Origin of the sequence: Micromonospora sp. NPDC093244, assembly GCF_040683695.1 — a bacterium.
Lineage (GTDB): Bacteria > Actinomycetota > Actinomycetes > Mycobacteriales > Micromonosporaceae > Micromonospora.
The window spans coordinates 338634-357402 of the sequence record NZ_JBFBEO010000003.1 but is presented as its reverse complement, the minus strand read 5'-3'; the positions used below and the strand labels follow the sequence as shown (position 1 = coordinate 357402).

At 71.4% G+C, this 18769-nt stretch carries 13 protein-coding genes; 6 read left to right on the top strand and 7 right to left on the bottom strand.

Features of this window, described 5'->3' with window-relative positions; translation table 11 throughout:
- Positions 1 to 94 precede the first annotated feature (94 nt).
- Positions 95 to 1345, top strand: a complete 1251-nt coding sequence (locus tag AB0N27_RS20220) for a DUF222 domain-containing protein (protein ID WP_364371748.1) — start codon at positions 95 to 97, stop codon at positions 1343 to 1345.
- A 204-nt stretch (positions 1346 to 1549) separates the two neighbouring features.
- Positions 1550 to 2494, top strand: coding sequence for an inositol-3-phosphate synthase (locus AB0N27_RS20215; RefSeq protein ID WP_364371745.1), 945 nt, complete (start codon positions 1550 to 1552; stop codon positions 2492 to 2494).
- A 112-nt stretch (positions 2495 to 2606) separates the two neighbouring features.
- On the opposite strand, the gene glgA is transcribed toward AB0N27_RS20215, so the two are convergent.
- Positions 2607 to 3818 carry a glycogen synthase gene (glgA, locus tag AB0N27_RS20210; protein ID WP_364371742.1) on the bottom strand — a complete coding sequence of 404 codons (1212 nt, stop codon included), beginning with the start codon at positions 3816 to 3818 and terminating at the stop codon, positions 2607 to 2609.
- A 72-nt stretch (positions 3819 to 3890) separates the two neighbouring features.
- Between glgA and glgC the strand changes: the two genes are divergently transcribed.
- Complete coding sequence (glgC, locus tag AB0N27_RS20205; RefSeq protein WP_364371739.1) at positions 3891 to 5123, top strand: glucose-1-phosphate adenylyltransferase; 1233 nt, start codon at positions 3891 to 3893, stop codon at positions 5121 to 5123.
- Positions 5124 to 5154: 31 nt separating this feature from the next.
- Positions 5155 to 6798, top strand: a complete 1644-nt coding sequence (pgm, locus tag AB0N27_RS20200; protein ID WP_364371736.1) for a phosphoglucomutase (alpha-D-glucose-1,6-bisphosphate-dependent) — start codon at positions 5155 to 5157, stop codon at positions 6796 to 6798.
- 40 nt (positions 6799 to 6838) lie between these two features.
- Here pgm and AB0N27_RS20195 read toward each other — a convergent pair whose 3' ends face one another.
- Both AB0N27_RS20195 and wecB read right to left on the bottom strand, forming a co-directional pair.
- Complete coding sequence (locus AB0N27_RS20195) at positions 6839 to 7756, bottom strand: NAD(+)/NADH kinase (RefSeq protein WP_364371733.1); 918 nt, start codon at positions 7754 to 7756, stop codon at positions 6839 to 6841.
- Positions 7757 to 7824: 68 nt separating this feature from the next.
- Positions 7825 to 8907: a UDP-N-acetylglucosamine 2-epimerase (non-hydrolyzing) gene (gene wecB / locus AB0N27_RS20190; protein ID WP_364371730.1), complete on the bottom strand. Its 1083-nt coding sequence runs from the start codon at positions 8905 to 8907 to the stop codon at positions 7825 to 7827.
- A gap of 175 nt (positions 8908 to 9082) precedes the next feature.
- On the opposite strand from wecB, the gene AB0N27_RS20185 reads away from it, so the two are divergent.
- Positions 9083 to 11251, top strand: coding sequence for a Gfo/Idh/MocA family oxidoreductase (locus AB0N27_RS20185; RefSeq protein ID WP_364371727.1), 2169 nt, complete (start codon positions 9083 to 9085; stop codon positions 11249 to 11251).
- 12 nt (positions 11252 to 11263) lie between these two features.
- On the opposite strand, the gene AB0N27_RS20180 is transcribed toward AB0N27_RS20185, so the two are convergent.
- Positions 11264 to 12451, bottom strand: a complete 1188-nt coding sequence (locus tag AB0N27_RS20180) for a glycosyltransferase family 4 protein (protein WP_364371724.1) — start codon at positions 12449 to 12451, stop codon at positions 11264 to 11266.
- Positions 12448 to 14448, bottom strand: coding sequence for a heparinase II/III family protein (locus AB0N27_RS20175; protein WP_364371721.1), 2001 nt, complete (start codon positions 14446 to 14448; stop codon positions 12448 to 12450). Before AB0N27_RS20175 ends, AB0N27_RS20180 begins: the two co-directional genes overlap by 4 nt.
- A gap of 326 nt (positions 14449 to 14774) precedes the next feature.
- On the opposite strand from AB0N27_RS20175, the gene AB0N27_RS20170 reads away from it, so the two are divergent.
- A complete protein-coding gene (locus tag AB0N27_RS20170; RefSeq protein ID WP_364371719.1) occupies positions 14775 to 16259 on the top strand; it encodes a hypothetical protein in 1485 nt (494 codons plus the stop codon).
- On the opposite strand, the gene AB0N27_RS20165 is transcribed toward AB0N27_RS20170, so the two are convergent.
- Both AB0N27_RS20165 and AB0N27_RS20160 read right to left on the bottom strand, forming a co-directional pair.
- Complete coding sequence (locus AB0N27_RS20165) at positions 16217 to 17410, bottom strand: glycosyltransferase (RefSeq protein ID WP_364371716.1); 1194 nt, start codon at positions 17408 to 17410, stop codon at positions 16217 to 16219. The two genes, AB0N27_RS20170 and AB0N27_RS20165, sit on opposite strands and share 43 nt — an antisense overlap.
- Before the next feature lie 7 nt (positions 17411 to 17417).
- Entirely contained in the window at positions 17418 to 18761 is a 1344-nt protein-coding gene (locus AB0N27_RS20160; protein WP_364371713.1) for a glycosyl transferase family 1, read from the bottom strand.
- Between the last annotated feature and the right edge of the window lie 8 nt (positions 18762 to 18769).

Sequence of the window (18769 nt, the reverse complement as noted above, 5' to 3'; positions counted from 1 at the left end):
CGCGGCGTCCAGCCGTCAGTCAGCCCGCTGTGACGAACGCACCGCCGACACTTTCGGTGCCGAAAGTGTCGTACACCTGTCCTAATCTTTGGTTGTGTTGGATGCGTTGGAGCAGGCTGAGGCCGCGGTGGCGGCATGCTTCGACACGGCCAGCTGGGCCGCCGATGAGCACGACATCGTCGCGGCGCTGGACGCGGCGCATCGGCTGGAGCAGCGCCTGGCAGCGGTCAAGCTGAGCCTCGTACGCGAGCTGGACGGTCGGGGCACCGCCACCGCGCAGGGCGCGTCCTCGACGGCGGTGTGGCTGCGGGACCGGCTGCGACTCGGGGTCGGCGCCGCCCGGCGCCTGGTCGAGCTGGCCGCCACGCTCGACGCCGCCCCGGCCGGGGTGCGCGACGCGCTGGCCGGAGGGTCGGTCACCGTGGAACAGGTCCGGGTCATCGCCGACACGGTCGAGATCGTGCACAGCGCCGCTGGCGCGGAGGCCGCCGACAAGGCAGTCGGTCTCCTCGTCGACTGGGCGGCGCAGTTCGACGCCGCCCTGCTGCGCAGGCTCGGCACCCGAATCCTCGACCACGTCGCCCCGGACGTCGCCGACGCCGCCGACGAGGCGGCGCTACGGGCGCAGGAGTCGCGGGCCGCCCGGGACCGGCACATCACCATCAGCGAGCAGACCGACGGCCGGCTACGCCTCGCCGGCATCCTCGACACCGAGGCCGCCGCCGCGTTGCGCGCCGCCATCGACCCGCTCACCACGCCCACCGGCCCCGACGACACCCGCACCCCGGCTCAGCGCCGCCACGACGCCCTGGCCGACATCTGCCGGCTCGCCCTTCGGACCGGTGAGCTGCCCGAAACCGGCGGGGACCCCGCCCAGCTCGTCGTCACCACCACCTACGACGGGTTGGCGCGGCAGTTGGGCGTGGGAGCCCTCGACACCGGCTTACAGCTCACCGCCGAGGCCGTGCGTCGGCTCGCCTGCGACGCCGCCATCCTCCCCGCCGTCCTCGGCGGCGCCGGGCAGGCACTCGACGTCGGTCGACAACGACGCCTCATCAGCGGTCCGCTGCGACGCGCCCTGGTGTTGCGCGACGGCGGATGTGCGTTCCCCGGCTGTGACCGCCCGCCCCGCTGGTGCGACGGTCACCACATCCGGCACTGGGCCGACGGCGGCGACACAAGCCTCGCCAACGCCGTTCTGCTCTGCGGGCACCACCACCGACACGTCCACCACGGCGACTGGGCCGTCCGCCTCGGCCGCGACGGCCACCCCGAGTTCATCCCACCCGCCTGGCTCGATCCCGAACAGGTCCCCCGCCGCAACCACTACCACCGACGCAGATAGGCCCGGAAACCCCACCACCGTTGCGGCGCTTCTCAGGCGAGGCCGAGGGTTGCGACGGGCTGGGCCAGGCCGGCGGGCGCTTCGGCGGACGCCACACGACGGCGACCAGCTTTCGCACCGCAGGCGCCGGTCGTGCACCTCGCTGGTCGGGTCGCACCGGATCAGGGCACCACCGTAGGCCGGAGACTGACGTAGCCTCCGGCCATGATCGAACGGGTGAAGGTAGCTGTCGTCGGCGTCGGCAACAACACCTCCGCGCTGGTGCAGGGGATCGCTCTGCACCGCCACAGCGGCAGTCTGGTGGGTGTCCGCAGGCCGATGGTCGACGGGCTCGCGGTGGGCGACATCGAGTTCGTCGCGGCCTTCGCCACCTCCCCGGAGAAGATCGGCAGGGATCTGACCGAGGCGATCTTCCTGCCGCCCAACAATTTCCCCCGGCTCGACTGCGACCTGCCCGAGGAGGGTGTCCCCGTCACCAAAGGGCTTGTCGACGCGAGCGGGGTGGACCGGGTGGCGGCGGCGCTGGCCGGGGCGGAGGTGCTGCTCTACTCGGCTCCGAGTGGCCGGCCCGAGACGGCGCGGGCGTATGCCGAAGCCGCGCACCAGGCGGGCCTGGCCTTCGTCAACACCACCTCCGATCCGGTGGCCCGGGATCCGCAGTGGATGGGCAGGTTCGAGGCGGCCGGTCTGCCGCTGATCGGCGATGACCTGGCCAGCCAGTTCGGCACCTCGGTGCTGCACAACGCGCTGTTGCTGCTGCTGCGGGAACGGGGCCTCACTCTGGTCAGCTCCTACCAGGTCAATCTTGGCGGCACCGAAGACTTCCGTAACCTGGTCGAGAACCCCAGCACCAAGAAGCAGTCCAAACTCAATGCCCTGTCGGCGGCTGACCGCGTCGAGGTGGCTCCGCTCGGCTACCTGCCGCATCTCGCGTCGCAGAAGGTGGCGCACCTCAACCTTGAGGCGCAGGGCTGGGGTGAGACCTCGGTGAGCCTCGACGTGAAACTGAAGGTGCATGATCCGAGTGGTGCCGCAGGCGTGAACATCGACCTGATCCGCATCGCCGCCAGCGCGCTACGCGATGGGCGTGGTGGTCATGTCGCCGAGGCGACGTCACTGCTCAAGTCCCCGCCGGGAACGGCGATCTGAGCCGGACCGATCGGGTGGTAGCCCGCGGCAGCCTCTGTGCCGGCCGCGCTCGGCCTCTGGCTCGGCAGTCTGATCTAGCGCGGGCGCGGGCGCGGTCCGGCGGCCTTCTCCGTCAGCGCCCCTGCGGCAGCAGCGAGCGGTAGACGTCGAGCGTCTGCCGGGCGATGGCGTCCCAGGAGAAGTGCTCCACCGCGCGCCGCCGTCCGGCCAGGCCGAACCGTTCGGTGCGCGCCGCGTCGGCCAGCAGCGTGTTGATCGCCGCCGCCAGGTCGGCCACGAACCGGGCCGGCTCCAGCGGGGTGCCGGAGCCGTCGGTGGCCTGCTCGATCGGCACCAGCAGGCCCGTCTCGCCGTCGGCGACGACCTCGGGGATGCCGCCGGTGGCGGTCGCCACCACCGCCGTCTCGCAGGCCATCGCCTCCAGGTTGACGATGCCCATCGGCTCGTACACGGACGGGCAGACGAAGACGGTGGCGTGGGTGAGCACCTGGATCACCTCGGGCTTGGGCAGCATCTCGGCCACCCAGACCACGCCGGACCGGTTGGCCCGCAGCTCGGCCACCAGCTCCTCGACCTCGGCGGCGATCTCGGCCGTGTCCGGCGCGCCGGCGAGCAGCACGAGCTGCGTGTCAGCGGGCAGCTCGCGGGCGGCGCGCAGCAGGTACGGCAGCCCTTTCTGCCGAGTGATCCTTCCCACGTAGGCGACGCTGGGTCGGGCCGGGTCGATGCCGAGCCGGTCGAGCACGTCGGTGTTGGCGTCCGGGGCGTACTGGACGGTGTCGATGCCGTTGTAGACCACCCGGACGCGGTCCGGGTCGATCTGCGGGTAGGCGGTGAGCACGTCGTTACGCATCCCCCCGCTGACCGCGATGATCGCGTCGGCCGACTCGTACGCCGTGCGCTCGATCCAGGACGAGAGCGCGTAACCGCCGCCGAGCTGCTCGGCCTTCCACGGACGCAGCGGCTCCAGGCTGTGCGCGGTCACCACGTGCGGCACGCCGTGCAGCAGTTTCGCGGTGTGCCCGGCCAGGTTGGCGTACCAGGTGTGGCTGTGCACCACGTCGGCACCCGCCGTCCCGGCGGCCATCTCCAGATCGACGCCCATCGTGCGCAGCGCGGCGTTCGCGCCGGTCAGGCCCTGCGGTTCGGGGTACGCGGTGACACCCGGCTCGGTGCGCGGCCCACCGAAGCAGTGCACCCGTACGTCGGTGTGGCGGCGCAACTCCCGGGCCAGGTACTCGACGTGCACGCCCGCGCCGCCGTAGACCTCCGGCGGGTATTCGCGGGTGAGCAGGTCGACGCGCAGCGGGGTGGGTTCCGTCATGACCTCGCACCCTAGTGCAGAAGACTCCCCGTACGAGTGGTGAAGTCCGACGCGGGTGGATAGCGTCGGGGCATGGCTGCCAAGGTGCTCGCGATCGTCCTGGCGGGTGGGGAGGGCAAGCGCCTGATGCCACTCACCACGGACCGGGCCAAGCCGGCCGTCCCGTTCGGCGGGATGTACCGCATGGTCGACTTCGTCCTCTCCAACCTGGCCAACGCCGGCTATCTCAAGATCGTCGTGCTGACCCAGTACAAGTCCCACTCCCTCGACCGGCACATCACCAAGACCTGGCGGATGTCGACGCTGCTCGGCAACTACGTCACCCCGGTGCCCGCGCAGCAGCGTCGCGGCCCGTGGTGGTTCGCCGGCTCGGCCGACGCCATCTACCAGAGCTTCAACCTGATCAACGACGAGCAGCCCGACTACGTGATCGTCTTCGGCGCCGACCACATCTACCGGATGGACCCCCGGCAGATGGTGGAGGACCACATCGCCTCCGGCGCGGCGGTGACCGTCGCCGGCATCCGCCAGCCGCTGTCGATGGCCGATCAGTTCGGTGTCATCGAGGTCGGCGAGGACGGCCGGAAGATCCGGGCGTTCCGCGAGAAGCCCACCGACGCGGTGGGCCTGCCCGACGCGCCGGACGAGATCTACGCCTCGATGGGCAACTACGTCTTCACCACCCGCGCGCTGTGCGAGGCGGTCGAACGCGACGCGGAGGACAAGGCCAGCAAGCACGACATGGGCGGCAGCATCATCCCGATGCTCGTGGAGCGCGGCGAGGCGAACGTCTACGACTTCCGCGACAACGAGGTGCCGGGCAGCACCGACCGCGACCGCGGCTACTGGCGCGACGTGGGGACGCTCGACTCGTTCTACGACGCGCACATGGATCTGATCAACGTGCACCCCGTGTTCAACCTCTACAACTTCGACTGGCCGATCTACACGGAGCAGCCACCGTGGCCGCCGGCGAAGTTCGTCCACCAGTGGGGTGAGCGGGTCGGCCGCGCGGTCGGCTCGATGGTCTCCCCCGGGGTGGTGATCTCGGGCTCGCTCGTGGAGAACTCGATCGTGTCACCGAAGGTGCGGGTGCACTCCTGGGCGCACGTCGAGGGCTCGGTGCTCATGGAGGGTGTGGAGATCGGCCGACACGCGGTGGTCCGCCGCGCCATCCTGGACAAGAACGTGTTCGTCCCGGAGGGCGCCGAGATCGGCGTCGACCTGGAGAAGGACAGGCAGCGCTACACCGTCTCCGACAACGGCATCGTGGTCATCGGCAAGGGCCAGCGGGTCGAGCCGTGACCGACCCGCACTCTTCGAGGAGGATCCCGCAGTGACCCACCCCCGTGCCGGCCAGCCCGCCGAGCCCGCCGACCTGGTCGACGTGCCGCGCCTGGTGACCGCCTACTACGCCGAGCACCCGGACCCAGCGGACCCGGCGCAGCAGGTCTCCTTCGGCACCTCCGGCCACCGGGGTTCCAGCCTGCGCAACGCGTTCAACTCCGACCACATCCTGGCGGTCACCCAGGCGCTCTGCGACTACCGCCGAGAGCATGGCCTCGACGGCCCGTTGTTCCTCGCCCGGGACACCCACGCGCTCTCCGCGCCGGCCGCCGTGGACGCCCTGGAGGTCCTCGCCGCCAACGGGGTCACCGTGCTCGTCGACAGCCGCGACGGCTACACCCCGACTCCGGCGCTGTCGCACGCGATCCTCACCCACAACCGGGGGCGCACCAGCGGGCTCGCCGACGGCATCGTCATCACCCCGTCGCACAACCCGCCGGACGACGGCGGCTTCAAGTACAACCCGACAAACGGCGGGCCGGCCGACACCGACGTGACCCGGTGGATCCAGGACCGGGCCAACGCCATCCTGGCCGCCGGGCTCAAGGAGGTCCGCCGGATCACCTACGCGCGGGCCCGGGCCGCCGACACCACAGGGGAGTACGACTTCCTCGCCCACTACGTCGACGACCTGCCGTCGGCTATCGACATCGACGCCATCCGCGACGCCGGCATCCGGATCGGCGCGGACCCGCTGGGCGGGGCGAGCGTGGCGTACTGGGGGGAGATCGCCGAACGGCACCGCCTGGACCTGACGGTGGTCAACCCGACCGTCGACCCGACCTGGCGGTTCATGACGCTTGACGGCGACGGCAAGATCCGGATGGACTGCTCGTCGCCGAACGCGATGGCGTCGCTTATCGCCGCCCGGGCCGACTACCAGATCTCCACGGGCAACGACGCCGACGCGGACCGGCACGGCATCGTCACGCCGGACGCCGGCCTGATGAACCCCAACCACTTCCTGGCGGTGGCGATCGGGCACCTGTTCCGTACCCGCGCCGAGTGGGGGCCGGCCGCCGCGGTGGGCAAGACCCTTGTGTCGTCCTCGATGATCGACCGGGTGGCCGCCGACCTGGGTCGGCCGCTGCTGGAGGTGCCGGTCGGCTTCAAGTGGTTCGTGCCCGGTCTGCTCGACGGCGCCGTCGGCTTCGGCGGTGAGGAGAGCGCCGGGGCGTCCTTCCTGCGCCGCGACGGCTCGACCTGGACCACCGACAAGGACGGCATCCTGCTCTGCCTGCTCGCCTCCGAGATCCTGGCCACCACCGGGCGCAGCCCGAGCGAGCACTGGGCGGAGCTGGCCGAACGGTTCGGCGCGCCCTCGTACGCCCGGATCGACGCGCCGGCCAGCCGGGAGCAGAAGGCAGTGCTCGGCAAGCTCTCCCCGGAGCAGGTCGACGCCACCGAGCTGGCCGGCGAGCCGATCACCGCGACGCTGACCACCGCGCCCGGCAACGGGGCCCCGATCGGTGGTCTGAAGGTCAGCACCGAGTCCGGCTGGTTCGCCGCACGGCCCTCCGGCACGGAGGACGTCTACAAGATCTACGCCGAGTCCTTCCAGGGCCCCGACCACCTCAAGCAGATCCAGCAGGAGGCCAAGAGCCTGGTGGACAAGGCCCTGGCCCAGTCCTGACCCCCACCCCGGGGGCCCGCCTTCCGGGAGCCGGGGTGGGTCAGCAGGGCGGGGGGACGTCCTCCTGCGGTTTGCGGAGTTCCTGCGGGAGCAGCTCACGGAGCTGCTCCGGCAGGAACGGCAGGTCCAGCAGGCCCATCTTCAGCTGGTTGCGTTCCTGGTAGCGCAGCGGGTCCAAGCGGACCACCAGGCCGGCGTTGCGGCGGTAACCGATGTCCACAGCCCCCTCGGTCGCCGCGTCGCGAAGCACCAGCCCGTCCACCTCCACCACGACCGACGACGAGTGGGGCTCCAACTCCAGGCGGATCTTCTCGTCCGGGGAGAGCACCACCGACCGGGAGATGCCGGCCATCGGCGCCGACGGGGTGACCACCACCGCGTCCGCCGCCGGGGAGATCAGCGGGCCGCCTGCGGCGTAGCTGTACGCGGTGGAGCCGATCGGCGTGCTCACCACGACGGCGTCGGCGCGGTAGTAGCCGTACTGCTGGCCGTCCACCGCGAGGGTGGCGGAGACGAAGCCGGAACCGGGCTTGCGGACCAGGGCGATGTCGTTGAACGCCACGACGTCGTCACCGCACACGTCGCAGGCCAGGCAGGCGTGCGACTCGACTGTGAAGTCCTTGGACAGCAACCGGCTCAGCGCGTCGGGCAGCTCCGGTGGTTCGACCTCCACGAGGAAACCGAGCCGACCCAGGTGGACGCCGAGCACCGGCTTCGGGTCGTGGATCGCGGAGCGCAGCGCGCCCAGCATCGTGCCGTCACCACCGATGCTGATCAACGCGTCGGCGCGGGCGGCCACCTCGCCTCCCGGTACGGGTTCGACGCTGGCCGGTACCCGATGCTTGTCCTCGGCACGCACCATGAGCGTCTTGCGGTGGCGCGTCGCCCACCGTTCGATGATCCCGACCACCTCGGTGACATCCCGGGTGGGGTGCAGCACAAGTCCCAGCCCCGACACCCGTACAGCTCACCACATCGGCGTCGGACCCGTCCGGCGTACGTCGAAGGTGCGTGCGCAGGGGTGGGCTAGCCGAGCATCCTGGAGATGATCTCCGCGATGCGTCTGCCGGCCGCGCCGTCCCACATCGGCGGTGTGGGACGCAGGGTCTGCCGTCCCGCCGTCAGGGTGTTCGCCACGGCGTCGGCGAGCGTCGAGCGGGTGACGAGCCGGTTGGTGCCGTGCGTGATGGTGATCGGGCGCTCGGTGTTGGGTCGCAGGGTCAGACACGGCACGCCGAGCATCGTCGTCTCCTCCTGCACGCCACCGGAGTCGGTGACGACGACCACCGCGCCGCGTACCAGGCTCACGAACTCGAGGTAGCCCAGCGGTTCGACCACGCGCAGCGCGCGGTGCGAGAGTAGGCCCGCGTTCTCGAGCTGCCGCCGCCCGCGCGGGTGCAGCGGCAGGATGACGGGCAGGTGGTCGGCCACGGCGTGCATCGCCTTCACCAGATCGACGACGTCCGCCGGGTCGTCGACGTTGCCGGGCCGGTGCAGTGTCGCCACGACGTAGCGCGCGGGGAGCGACAGCGCGGCGCGGATGCCGGCGACGTCGAAGCGGTCGAGGTTCGCCAGCAGCGTGTCGATCATCGGATTGCCGACCAGGTGGATCTTCTCCGCCGCGATGCCCTCGTCGCGCAGGTGGGTCACGGCGTCGGGGCTGGTGGCGAACAGCAGGTCTGCCACGTGGTCGACGACGACGCGGTTGATCTCCTCGGGCATGGACCTGTCGAAGCTGCGCAGGCCCGCCTCCACATGCGCGACAGGGATGTCCAACTTGGATGCCACGAGGGCCGCCGCGAGTGCCGAGTTGACGTCGCCGTACACGACTGTGAGCGCGGGCCGTTCGGCGACCATCAGCTCCTCCAGGCCGGTCATCACGCGGGCGGTCTGGCTGGCGTGACTGCCCGACCCGACGCCGAGGTTGATGTCCGGCTCGGGCAGGCGCAGTTGGCGGAAGAAGACCTCGGACATCCGCTCGTCGTAGTGCTGTCCGGTGTGGACGAGGCGTTGCGGGACGCCGTGCCTCTCGAGCGCGCGGACCACGGGCGCCGCCTTGGGGAAGTTGGGACGAGCCCCCGTGACGTGCAGAACGATCCCGGCTGGCATGTGTCTCCTCGTGGCCGACGCGAATCAGGAGCGACGCGGCAATAGTACAAGTTATCCAGTTTGATGCCTGCGCTCTCTATACAATGTCGAATGACGGATGCGTTGCGGTTTGCGCTGCCCGAGGGTGCCCTGCCGCGAGCGATGTTCCTACTCCCTGATGGCAGGCGGGCCCCACGTGAAGCAGATCGTCCAGTCCGTGTCCGCCGGCGAGCTGAAGGTCGTCGAGGTCCCACAGCCGGAGCCCGGCCCGACCGAGGTGCTCGTCGCCACCCGCAGGTCCCTGCTCTCGGCGGGGACCGAGCGGGCCGTGCGTGAGCTGGCGTCGGCGAGTCTGCTGCGCAAGGCGCGGGCGCGGCCGGACCTCGTCCGCCAGGTCGTCAACCGGGCACGCACCGGCGGGGTGCGCTCGACCCTCGCGGCGGTACGCAGCCGGCTCGACGAGGACATGCCACTCGGATACAGCGCCGCCGGTGTCGTGGTCACCGCCGGCGCCGCGACCGACGGGATCCGCCCCGGTATGCGGGTGGCCACCGCGTCCGCCGGGCACGCCGAGTATCAGGCGGTACCGGGTCTGCTCGCGGTACCCGTACCCGATGCGGTGTCGGACCAGGCGGCCGCGTTCGGCGCGGTGGCGGCGATCGCGTTGCAGGGCCTGCGGCAGGCCGAGGTGGGGCTCGGCGGCTCGGTCGCCGTGGTCGGCCTCGGCCTGGTCGGGCAGCTGACCGTACGCCTGGCGCTCGCCTCGGGCCTCACCGTCATAGGCATCGACCTGCGTCAGTGGAGCGCCGATCTGGCCGGAGGCGGCGGCGCGGTCGGTCTCGTCGAGGCAGGTGCGGCGACCACCGAACAGATCCGGGAACTGACCCGTGGTCGGGGCGTCGACGCGGTCCTGATCACTGCGGCGACAGCCTCGTCGGAGCCTGTCGCGCGCAGCGCCGAGATCGCGCGCGACCGTGCCCGGCTGGTCGTGGTCGGCGACGTCGGCCTGGACCTCGACCGTCGGCGGTTCTACGAGCGCGAGCTGGATCTGCGGTTCGCCCGCAGCTACGGCCCCGGCCGCTACGACCGGGCGTACGAGGAGTGGGGCATCGACTACCCGATCGGCCACGTGCGCTGGACGGCGCGACGCAACATCGAGGCGTACCTCGATCTGGTGGCAAGCGGACGGGTCGCGGTCGACGACCTGGTCACCCACGTCTTCGACGTGGAGCGGGCGACGTCGGCGTACGAGGTGCTGGCGTCGGATCCGCGTTCGCTCGCGGTGCAGCTCGACTACTCGGCTCCCGCGCAGCCGTCCCGGCACACCATCACGATCCGGCCGCGCCGCACCTCCGCGTCGCCCCGGGCGGGCCTCATCGGGGCCGGAAACTACGCCAGGGCGACGTTCCTGCCCGCCCTCAAGGCCGCGGGCTGGGCGGACGACCTCGCCGCCATCACGTCCGCCAAGGGTCTGTCGGCCCGCCACGCCGCCGAGCGCAACGGCATCGGCGTGGTGGCGCCCACCGTCGAGGATCTGCTGGTCCGCGACGACGTCGACGTCGTGTTCATCCTGAGCCGCCACGACTCGCACGCCCGCCTGGTGGTGCAGTCGCTCGACGCCGGCAAGCACGTCTTCGTGGAGAAGCCGCTCGCGTTGACACAGGACGAACTCGACGAGGTCACGGCCGCGTACCAGCGCAACCCCGGGCACCTGTTCGTCGGCTTCAACCGCCGGCACGCGCCGATGGTGCTCGCGGCCAGGACGGCACTGGCCGCCGCCTCCGGGCCGGTGACCGTCGCGTACCGGATCAACGCCGGGCAGCTGCCCGACTCGCACTGGTACCACGACCGGCGTCAGGGCGGTCGCGTCCGTGGCGAGGTGTGCCACTTCCTGGACCTCGCCTCGTGGCTGGTGGGCGAGCAGCCCCGCGTCGTGTCCGCGTACGGCAGTGGTCGTGGTGAGCCGGGGTTGGAAGAGGACGTGAGCGTCCTGCTCGGCTACCCGAACGGGTCCACCGCGACGATCACCTACTCCACTGGTGGGCACCGGCGTACGCCCAAGGAGCGTCTGGAGATCCTCGGCCGGGGGCGCACGATACTGATCGACGACTTCCAGCGCCTGGAGATCGACGGACGCGAGGTGAAGCGGGTGTCCGGTGGGAAGGGACACCGGGAACTGCTCGCCCACACGCGGGCGGTGATCGCCGGCGACGCGTCCGACGACGGCGAACTCGACGCGTCGCTGGGTACGACCCGCGCGGCGCTGTCCGCCGTCGCCGCCCTGACGGGCGTCGAGGAGCAGCCGTCGCATCTGCCCACGCAGCTCGACGCGGACAGCAGCGTGAGCACCGGCTTCACCCTCTGACGGCCGAGCGGATCAGCGTGCCGCCTCGTCCCCGCCGTCGACGAGCGGGGCGAGCAGTCGCGCGAGCGCGAGCGCCATCGCCGAGCGGGACTGGTGTTCCCGGATCCAGCGACGGCCGGCCGCGCCCATCTTCGTCAACTCGTCGGGGCTCGCCTGCACCATCTGGGCGAGGCCGTGGGCGAGGTGACCCGGCGGGGTCACAAACCCGGAGTCGGCGCCCATGACGAGGTCACCGACGATTCCCGGGCTGTTGGTGACGATCGGCAGGCCGGCCGCCATGTAGTCGAACACCTTGTTGGGGCTCACCCCGGCCCGGAACAGCTCGACGTCGGCGAGCACGTGCAGCCCGACGTCCGCCGCGTGCAGCAGGTCGGGGATCTCGGTCTTGGGCACCGGGTCCAGGAACCGCACGGTACGGATGCCGCGCGCCCTCGTTTGCAGGCGCGCCTTCTCCACGCCCGAGCCCACCAGCACGACGTCGATCTCGGGCACCGCCTCGGCGGCGGCCAGCAGCAGGTCGAGCCCGTTGGCCGGGCCGTGCGCCCCCGCGTACACGGCGGTGCGGCGGGTGAAGCCGTACCGGCGGCGCAGCTCGTCGCGGTCCGCGCTGGGGGTGAAGTCCTCGGGGTCGGCGGCGTTGGGGATGAACGCGATGCGGTCCGGTGCCACTCCCGTGCCCTCGATCGCCTCCCGGACCCCCGGAGCCATGATCACCACCCGGTCGGCGCGCCGGTACAGGAACCGCTCCAGGCGCTCCAGCGCGCGGTTCGCCAGCGACGTCTCCGACAACGTGCCCATCTCGACGAGCACGCGCGGCCACAGGTCCCGCACCTCGAGGACGAACGGGGTACGTCGCAGCGTCGCCACCACGCAGCCGGAGAGGCCGGCCAGCAGGTGCGGCGAGGACGCGTACACCACGTCGGGGCGGGGCTGCCGCAGGCCGGCCACCGTGGCCGTCACCGCGTAGCTCACCCAGTTCACCACCCGACCCAGGCCGTTGCCCCGGTACGGCGTCACGGCCACCGGATAGAACCCCGGCTCCGGCAGTTGCGGCGCACCGGTGATCATGTTGCGCCGGCCGGCGAGGATCACGTACGTCCAGCCGGGGAGCCGGCTGAACAGCTCGACGTGCCGGGTGCCGCCGGGTTGGCCCGGGGGGACGGCGAAGTGGTTGAGGACGAGGACTCGGCGGTGTGTCATCGCGGCGCTCCCACGTGTCGGACCGTCCCGGACGCGAGGTGCGTGACGGCGAGGGAGGCGCCGCTCCCGCTCCAGGTCACCTCGAAGGCGTAACCGTCGAGGGCGTCAGGTGCGGGCGGTGGCCCGGCCACCGTGCCGAACCCCCACACGGTGGTGTCGGCCCGGCTCTCGGCGGTGATCCACGTCGCCGGCTCCCAGCGCCCGTACGTCCGGCTGTGCCAGCCCGCGAACGGCGTCGACCGTCCCCGCACCGTCTCGTGGCCGTCCAGCCCGAAGAGGTGGAGTTTGGTGCCACAGGCGACAAGTGTGTCGTTCTCCACCGCCACCTCGGGGTGCAGCGGGACGGTGAGCGACCAGGTCCCGACGGACGCCGGCGGGTCGACGAACTCGACGATCGCCACGTACTGGTCGGCAACGACGACGGCGCGGCCGACACGGATGGGGCGCTCGCCGCGCTCGTACGCGTCGTGCCAACCGAACAGGACGGTGCGGTCCGGCAGGTCGAGCGGCGGCCCGAGGTGCCCACGCGCGGTGTGCCGCCAGCGGAACGCGCGATGGGGGACGAGCTGGTCCCGCCCGTCCGGCCGTCGTACCGGGTGGGCGGCCGAGGTGCGCAACCCGTTGCGCACCTCCAATGGCCCGTTGTAGGTGCCCGTACCCGGGTCGGCGACCAGCCAGTGCCCGCCGTGCCTGATCCAGACCGAGGTGAGGTCGGCGTGCCCGTGGGACGGCCCGCCGTCCACCTTGAACCACACCCGCCACGGCCCCCGGTCGACCACCGCGATGCCGCCGGAGGTCGTCGACCGTCCCCGGGTGGTCGCCGCGAACCCGTCCCCGGTGGCGCCCCGCCCGGGTGCCGGCGCGTACCACGCCAGTTCGTCGAAGTCGGCGTACCACCGTGCCGGCAGTCGCTCGCCGCACAGCGCGAGCCCGAGCGCGGTCGAGCCGGCCACGTCCAGCGGATCGCCGGAGGAGGCGAGCACCCGGCCCTCGTCCCAGTCGCCGTACTGCGGGACGTCCCCGTCGAACACGCCGAGCCGGGCCAGGTGCAGGCTTGCCGCGCGCAGGTCACGAAGGACGCTCGCCGGCGCGCCGCCGAGCAGCGTCCGCACGGTGAGCATTTCGAGGACGAAGCGGTGGTACGACACCGAATCCTCGATCATGCGACCGTCGGGCCCGAAGTGCCGGCGCTGCTGGGCGGCGAACATCCTCTCCCCGGTGCCCGCCCACCACCGTGCGCGTCGGGCGGTGGGGTACATCCGGGAGAGCAGGATCAGCCCGAGCGCGTCGCCGAGCATGTGGTTGTTGCGCATGCTGCTCACCGTGTAGGGCAGCTCGACCATCAGGTGCCGGGCGCTGGCCAGCAGCAGCCGGTCCATGGCGGTCGTCACCTCGCGCGGAAGCCGTTCGCCGGCCAGCGTCAGGATCTGGTTCCAGGCGATGGCGCGCAGGGCGAGTTCGAGGCTCGAGTACCAGTTCACGCCCCGCTCCGGCGGCGACTGGTCGCACCAGGACCGCAGCAGGTCGTCGAGGCCGTCCTGCCAGGGGCCGTCCGGGTCGAGACGGGCCGCGCGCGCCAGGACGACCAGGTCACGGTGGCGTGCCGCCTCCCAGATGTGCTTCACGTCGGACAGTCGCGCGTCGGATCGGATGTCGATGCGCCACCACGGGTCGTCGGCCGGCCACCGCTGCCCGGTCAGGGGGTCGGTGCACCACGGTGCCGACACGCCGGTGGCCACCCGGGCGCCGAAGACCCGCAGGCCGTCGTGCAGGACACGTCGGGCGTCGTCCAGGCAGCGCTGCCGGGCCTCGTCGCTGCTCGGCAGCGCGTTTGTCAGCGGTACCGGCGCCGCGGGGTGGTGTCGGTGTGCCTGGGCACGGAACAGGACGGCGTGGAATCCGGTGCGCTTGGAGGTCTCGTACGCGGCGCGCAGCGGCGCGGATCCGCCAAGTGCGCGCAGGTCCGCGGCGATCGCGCGGAGAGGGTTCTTCACCATCAGGTTTCCTTGGGCGCGGCGACGAAGGCGATCGGGTCTGCGGAACTGGTCGCGAATGCCGAGCTCAGGGCGCTCGAAGCAGTTCGGCCGACGGTATCAGCTCATTAGCGATGATTCACGCAATTAGGACGGACTATGGCCGCGTGTTCAGTAATTCCCGATTCGAGGCCACACTGACCGTTTCCGCGTTGCCTCGCCTGTCGTGAGGTCGTTGCGCGTGGTGTGTCCGGCCAGTTCTGGTGTGGGGAATCGCGTAGCGCTCAACAGCGTGGCTCGCGGCGGCTCGACGCTGCCCGCTCACCGGGACACCCGGTCGGGAGTGGACCGTGGTGACAGCCGTCGACGGGATCAGCCGGGGGCGGCACCGGTCGTACCGCGATGACGTCGACGACCGCTGGCGCACGGTCTCGCCGCCGCCCGACCGCCGCGCACCACGGACGGACGCCACCGCCGCAAGACCGACCTCGCGGAGGGTGACCTGGCTTCCGCTGTGGCTCGCCCTGGCCTGGATGCTCGGCACGTTCGGCGCGTTCTGGTTGACCGGGCTGGCCCGCGAGGTCACGAACCCGGGCCAGCTCTGCGTCTTCGTGGTCGCGGCGACGGCCCTCTTCGCCGGTGGATACGTGGCGCAGATGTCACGCCGAGCGCCGTCCGCGGCCGTCACGACCCATTCCATCGACCGCATCCGGCAGGTGCGACAGCTGGTCCTGGCCAGTTCGGTCTACTACGTCGTGGTGAGCCTGACGCGACTGGCCGAGTTCGGCGCCACCGGCCCGCAGAGCGTGTGGGCGAGCATCAGGGCACCGGCCACCGGCTATCTCAACAAGTTCGAGATCTACCAGCAGGGCATCGGCACCACGAGCCCGTGGATGAACCTCCTGTTCCCGCTCGGCGTGCTCAGCGTGGCCCTCGTACCCCTGCTGGTGGTCCACTGGCGCAGCCTGCCCACCTGGCTGCGGCTCGCCGGCCTGACCGGGACGGCGCTGCACATGGCGTTCTACCTCTTCATCGGCACCACGAAGGGGCTCGGCGACGTCGCCGTCATGCTGGCGGCGGGGATGCTTGTCGCCCGGGCGTCGGTCCGGCGGCGACGGCGCATCAGCTCGCGACGTCGCGGAACGCTCGTGGTGGTCGGCGCGGCGTTCGCGCTCCTGGCCATCTACATGGTCCACAGTCATGCGACGCGGGCGACCGAGTTCGGCACCACTGGCGCCCTCGTCCAGGTCAACCCCACTGTGGAGCGCGTCGTCGGCACGCCGATCGCCGAGGGTGTCGCGGACGTCATCGGCTACCCGACCCACGGCTACCTGGGGCTCTCCTACAACCTCCAGGTGCCCTTCGAGTGGTCCCGTGGCCTGGGCAGCTCACCGTCCGCGGCGATCTTCGCCGAGCAGAGGTTCGGAGTGGACCTGACCGACCACCCGCCCTTTCCGGACCGGACGGAGCACGAGAAGGGGTGGCCGGCACGCATGTACTGGGCCACGATTTATCCCTGGCTCGCCTCCGACCTCACGTTCCCCGGTGCGGCGTTGCTCATGGGGCTGGTCGGCTGGCTCTTCGCCGGCTCCTGGCGCGCGGCGGTGTCCTCCCGGCGGGTGATCCCGACGTTGCTGTTCGCCCAGCTCTGCATCCTCGTCGTCTACGTACCGGCGAACAACCAGCTCGGTATGGCGCCGGAATCCATAGTCGGGATGGCCACCCTGCTCGCGCTCTGGGCGATGCAGTCAATCAACGCCGGGCGCCGGCGGCTCGCGGCAGCCCAGGATCGTCAGCCCCAGTTCCGGAAGAACGCCCCGATCGGCTCCGCGTAGGCCCGGTAGTCGAACGACTCGAGTGCCTGGCTACGCGCGGCCTGGCGCATCAGGTTGCGCTGCGCGTCGCTCAGACCGGCAGCCGTACGGATCGCCTCGGTGACCTCGGCGAGCGAATGGTCCCGGCAGATCAGCCCCTCACGGTGCGGGCGCAGATACCTGCCCATGTCGCTCGTGAGGTTGGCGATCACCGGTGTGCCGCTGGCCAGGCTCTCGCAGAACTTCGTCGAGAAGCCGGCGTCGGTGGCCCGTTCCGGCCGACGGATCAGGACCGTGAAATCCGCCTCCTGGAGGGCGGCGGCCACCTCGGCCTGCGGTAGGCGACCCAGGCACCGCACACCGTCGGGCAGCGCCCGGCCGCCGAACAGGCCGCGTGCCTCGTCCGGCGTCGGCCCGTAGATGCGCAACTCGACGCGCGCGCCGTCGCGCTGGACCCGGCTGACCGCCTCGATGACGGTGCCCAGGAGGTCCTTCTTGTTCCCGTGCGGATTGCCGGCGTAGGCGAGCGTGAGACCGGACGAGCCCGCCGCCCTCTGCCGGGCGTCGAGCGTCAGGCCCTTGACGTCGAGCGTGGGCGGCACCCGCAGGAGCGGCCTGCCGCTTCGGCGGTAGTGGTCCTCCAGGTACGAACTGATCACGACGAGGCCGTCGCAGCGCGGGTAGTAGTGGTGCAGTGCGAGCTTCATGCTGGCGTGCAGTGGCCCGAGGTACCCGCCGCGTACGTAGCGCCCGTTGAACCAGTCGACGACGTCGACGATCAACGGCACGTCGTGACGACGGCACCAGCGCTGGAGGTGGTACATGTACTGGGCCTGACCGCCGTGCACCAGGACGTGCGACGGCCTGGTCGGTTGGGCGTCGAGCCAGCGGACCGTCCGTTGGCCCCAACGCACCAGGGTCTGGATCGAACTGGCGAGCGGCCCGGCGCCCGGCGGTGGTTTCTCCGCGAGGCCGACGTACGCCACCGAACCCGGCCCGTCGACACCCGGCAGCGGGGTGACGCCGCGCGGCTCCGCCCCTCCGCCGGCGACCACCACGTCGTAGCCGGCGGCGGCCAGAGACGCCACAAGTCCGTGGACGCGTCGCGATCCCGCCTCACCCCAAGGGAAGAGGAACGGGCCCACACAGGCGACCCAACCCGACCGTCTCATTCGCACCTCAACGTGCCTCTGCGGTCAGTTGCCTGACGGATTCGACGTCCGTCGCCGCGCGGAGCGTGGCGGCGAACCGCGCGGCGACGCTGTCCCTGGCGTGCTCCTGCCGCGCGAAGTCGACCCCGTTGCGGGCGAGCCGCTGGCGCAGCGCGGCGTCACGGCAGAGCCTCGTGAGGTCGGCGACAAGCGCCGCCGGGTCGTTCGTACCGACGATCACGCCGGCGTCCGCCGCGCGGATGTGGTCCATCGACGCCACCTCGGCGGGGCCGTAGCCGAGGATCGGACGGCCCGAGGCGAGGTACTGGGGGATCTTCGTCGACACCGAGTAGCGGGTGTAGCGCCTGATCTCCTCGTCGAACGACTCGATGTGGACGAGGACATCCGCGGACCGCAGCGCCTCCGGCACCTCGTCACTGGCCAGCGACGGCCCGAGCCGCACCCGCTCCAGGTGGGCGAAGTGCCGGCCGTACCGGGCGAGGTCCTTCTCCGGGGCGTGGACGGTCAGCCGGGCCGGGAGGCCGTCCCCGGCCAGCCGGTCCAGTACGGCGCCGATGTCGCGCAGCGACTCCCACCGGTTGAGGTGCAGCGCGCCGACGTACACCAGCTCCGTCGTCGCTCGCTGGTGGCTCTCCTCGCGGGGGGCGGCGAAGTAGGTCTCGTCGACGCAGTTCAGGAAGGGGCTGAACGGGATGCCGTACCGCCTGGTGTACTCGTGCGCCATCGGCCGGCTGATGACCATGCCGAGCGGAGCCAGCCGGATGAGCCGCGCGATGGCCTCCTGCGTGGACCGGTTGGCCCGCCCGAGGAGTTCGCCGTTGCCGTACAGCGTCGCCGGCCAGTCGTCGGTGAAGTGCGGCACCACGGGAACGCCGCAGGTACGCGCCGCCAGAGCGGTGATCCTCGTCAACCGGACGCTGCCCAGCATGGAGTAGACGACGTCCGGGCGGAAGTCACGCATCCAGGCGGTGAGCGTCCCGGGCACCCGGATGGGACTGAGGTCGGCGGTCGCGCGCAGCTGCGCGTACGCCCTGGCCATGGCGGGGCGGCTCTCCGCCGCGGCGTGTACGGCCGCGATGGGCCGGCTCTGTTGCAGTGGTGTACGACCGTTCCAGCCCAGCATCCGCATGGAGTAGTACTGGATCGGCAGGTAGTGGTCCCGGGGCGGGAAGTGGAAGAACTTCTCGCACACCTCGGTCGACGGCGTGATGTTGCCGGTGTGCACCTGCCCGAGGCGGTCCTTCGGCCAGCCGGAGAAGAGGTTCGACAGGGTCATGGCGGTGCCGCTGACCCGGCTGAAGGGCGTGTGGCTCACCACCAGCACCCGGGGGTGTTCGTCCTGCGACAACATCGGTGATC

Coding starts and splice junctions, on each gene's coding strand:
- glgA (WP_364371742.1), bottom strand. CDS start 3,818: ATGACGGAACCCACCCCGCTGCGCGTCGACCTGCTCACCCGCGAATAC.
- glgC (WP_364371739.1), top strand. CDS start 3,891: ATGGCTGCCAAGGTGCTCGCGATCGTCCTGGCGGGTGGGGAGGGCAAG.
- AB0N27_RS20215 (WP_364371745.1), top strand. CDS start 1,550: ATGATCGAACGGGTGAAGGTAGCTGTCGTCGGCGTCGGCAACAACACC.
- AB0N27_RS20160 (WP_364371713.1), bottom strand. CDS start 18,761: ATGTTGTCGCAGGACGAACACCCCCGGGTGCTGGTGGTGAGCCACACG.
- wecB (WP_364371730.1), bottom strand. CDS start 8,907: ATGCCAGCCGGGATCGTTCTGCACGTCACGGGGGCTCGTCCCAACTTC.
- AB0N27_RS20165 (WP_364371716.1), bottom strand. CDS start 17,410: ATGAGACGGTCGGGTTGGGTCGCCTGTGTGGGCCCGTTCCTCTTCCCT.
- AB0N27_RS20175 (WP_364371721.1), bottom strand. CDS start 14,448: ATGGTGAAGAACCCTCTCCGCGCGATCGCCGCGGACCTGCGCGCACTT.
- AB0N27_RS20180 (WP_364371724.1), bottom strand. CDS start 12,451: ATGACACACCGCCGAGTCCTCGTCCTCAACCACTTCGCCGTCCCCCCG.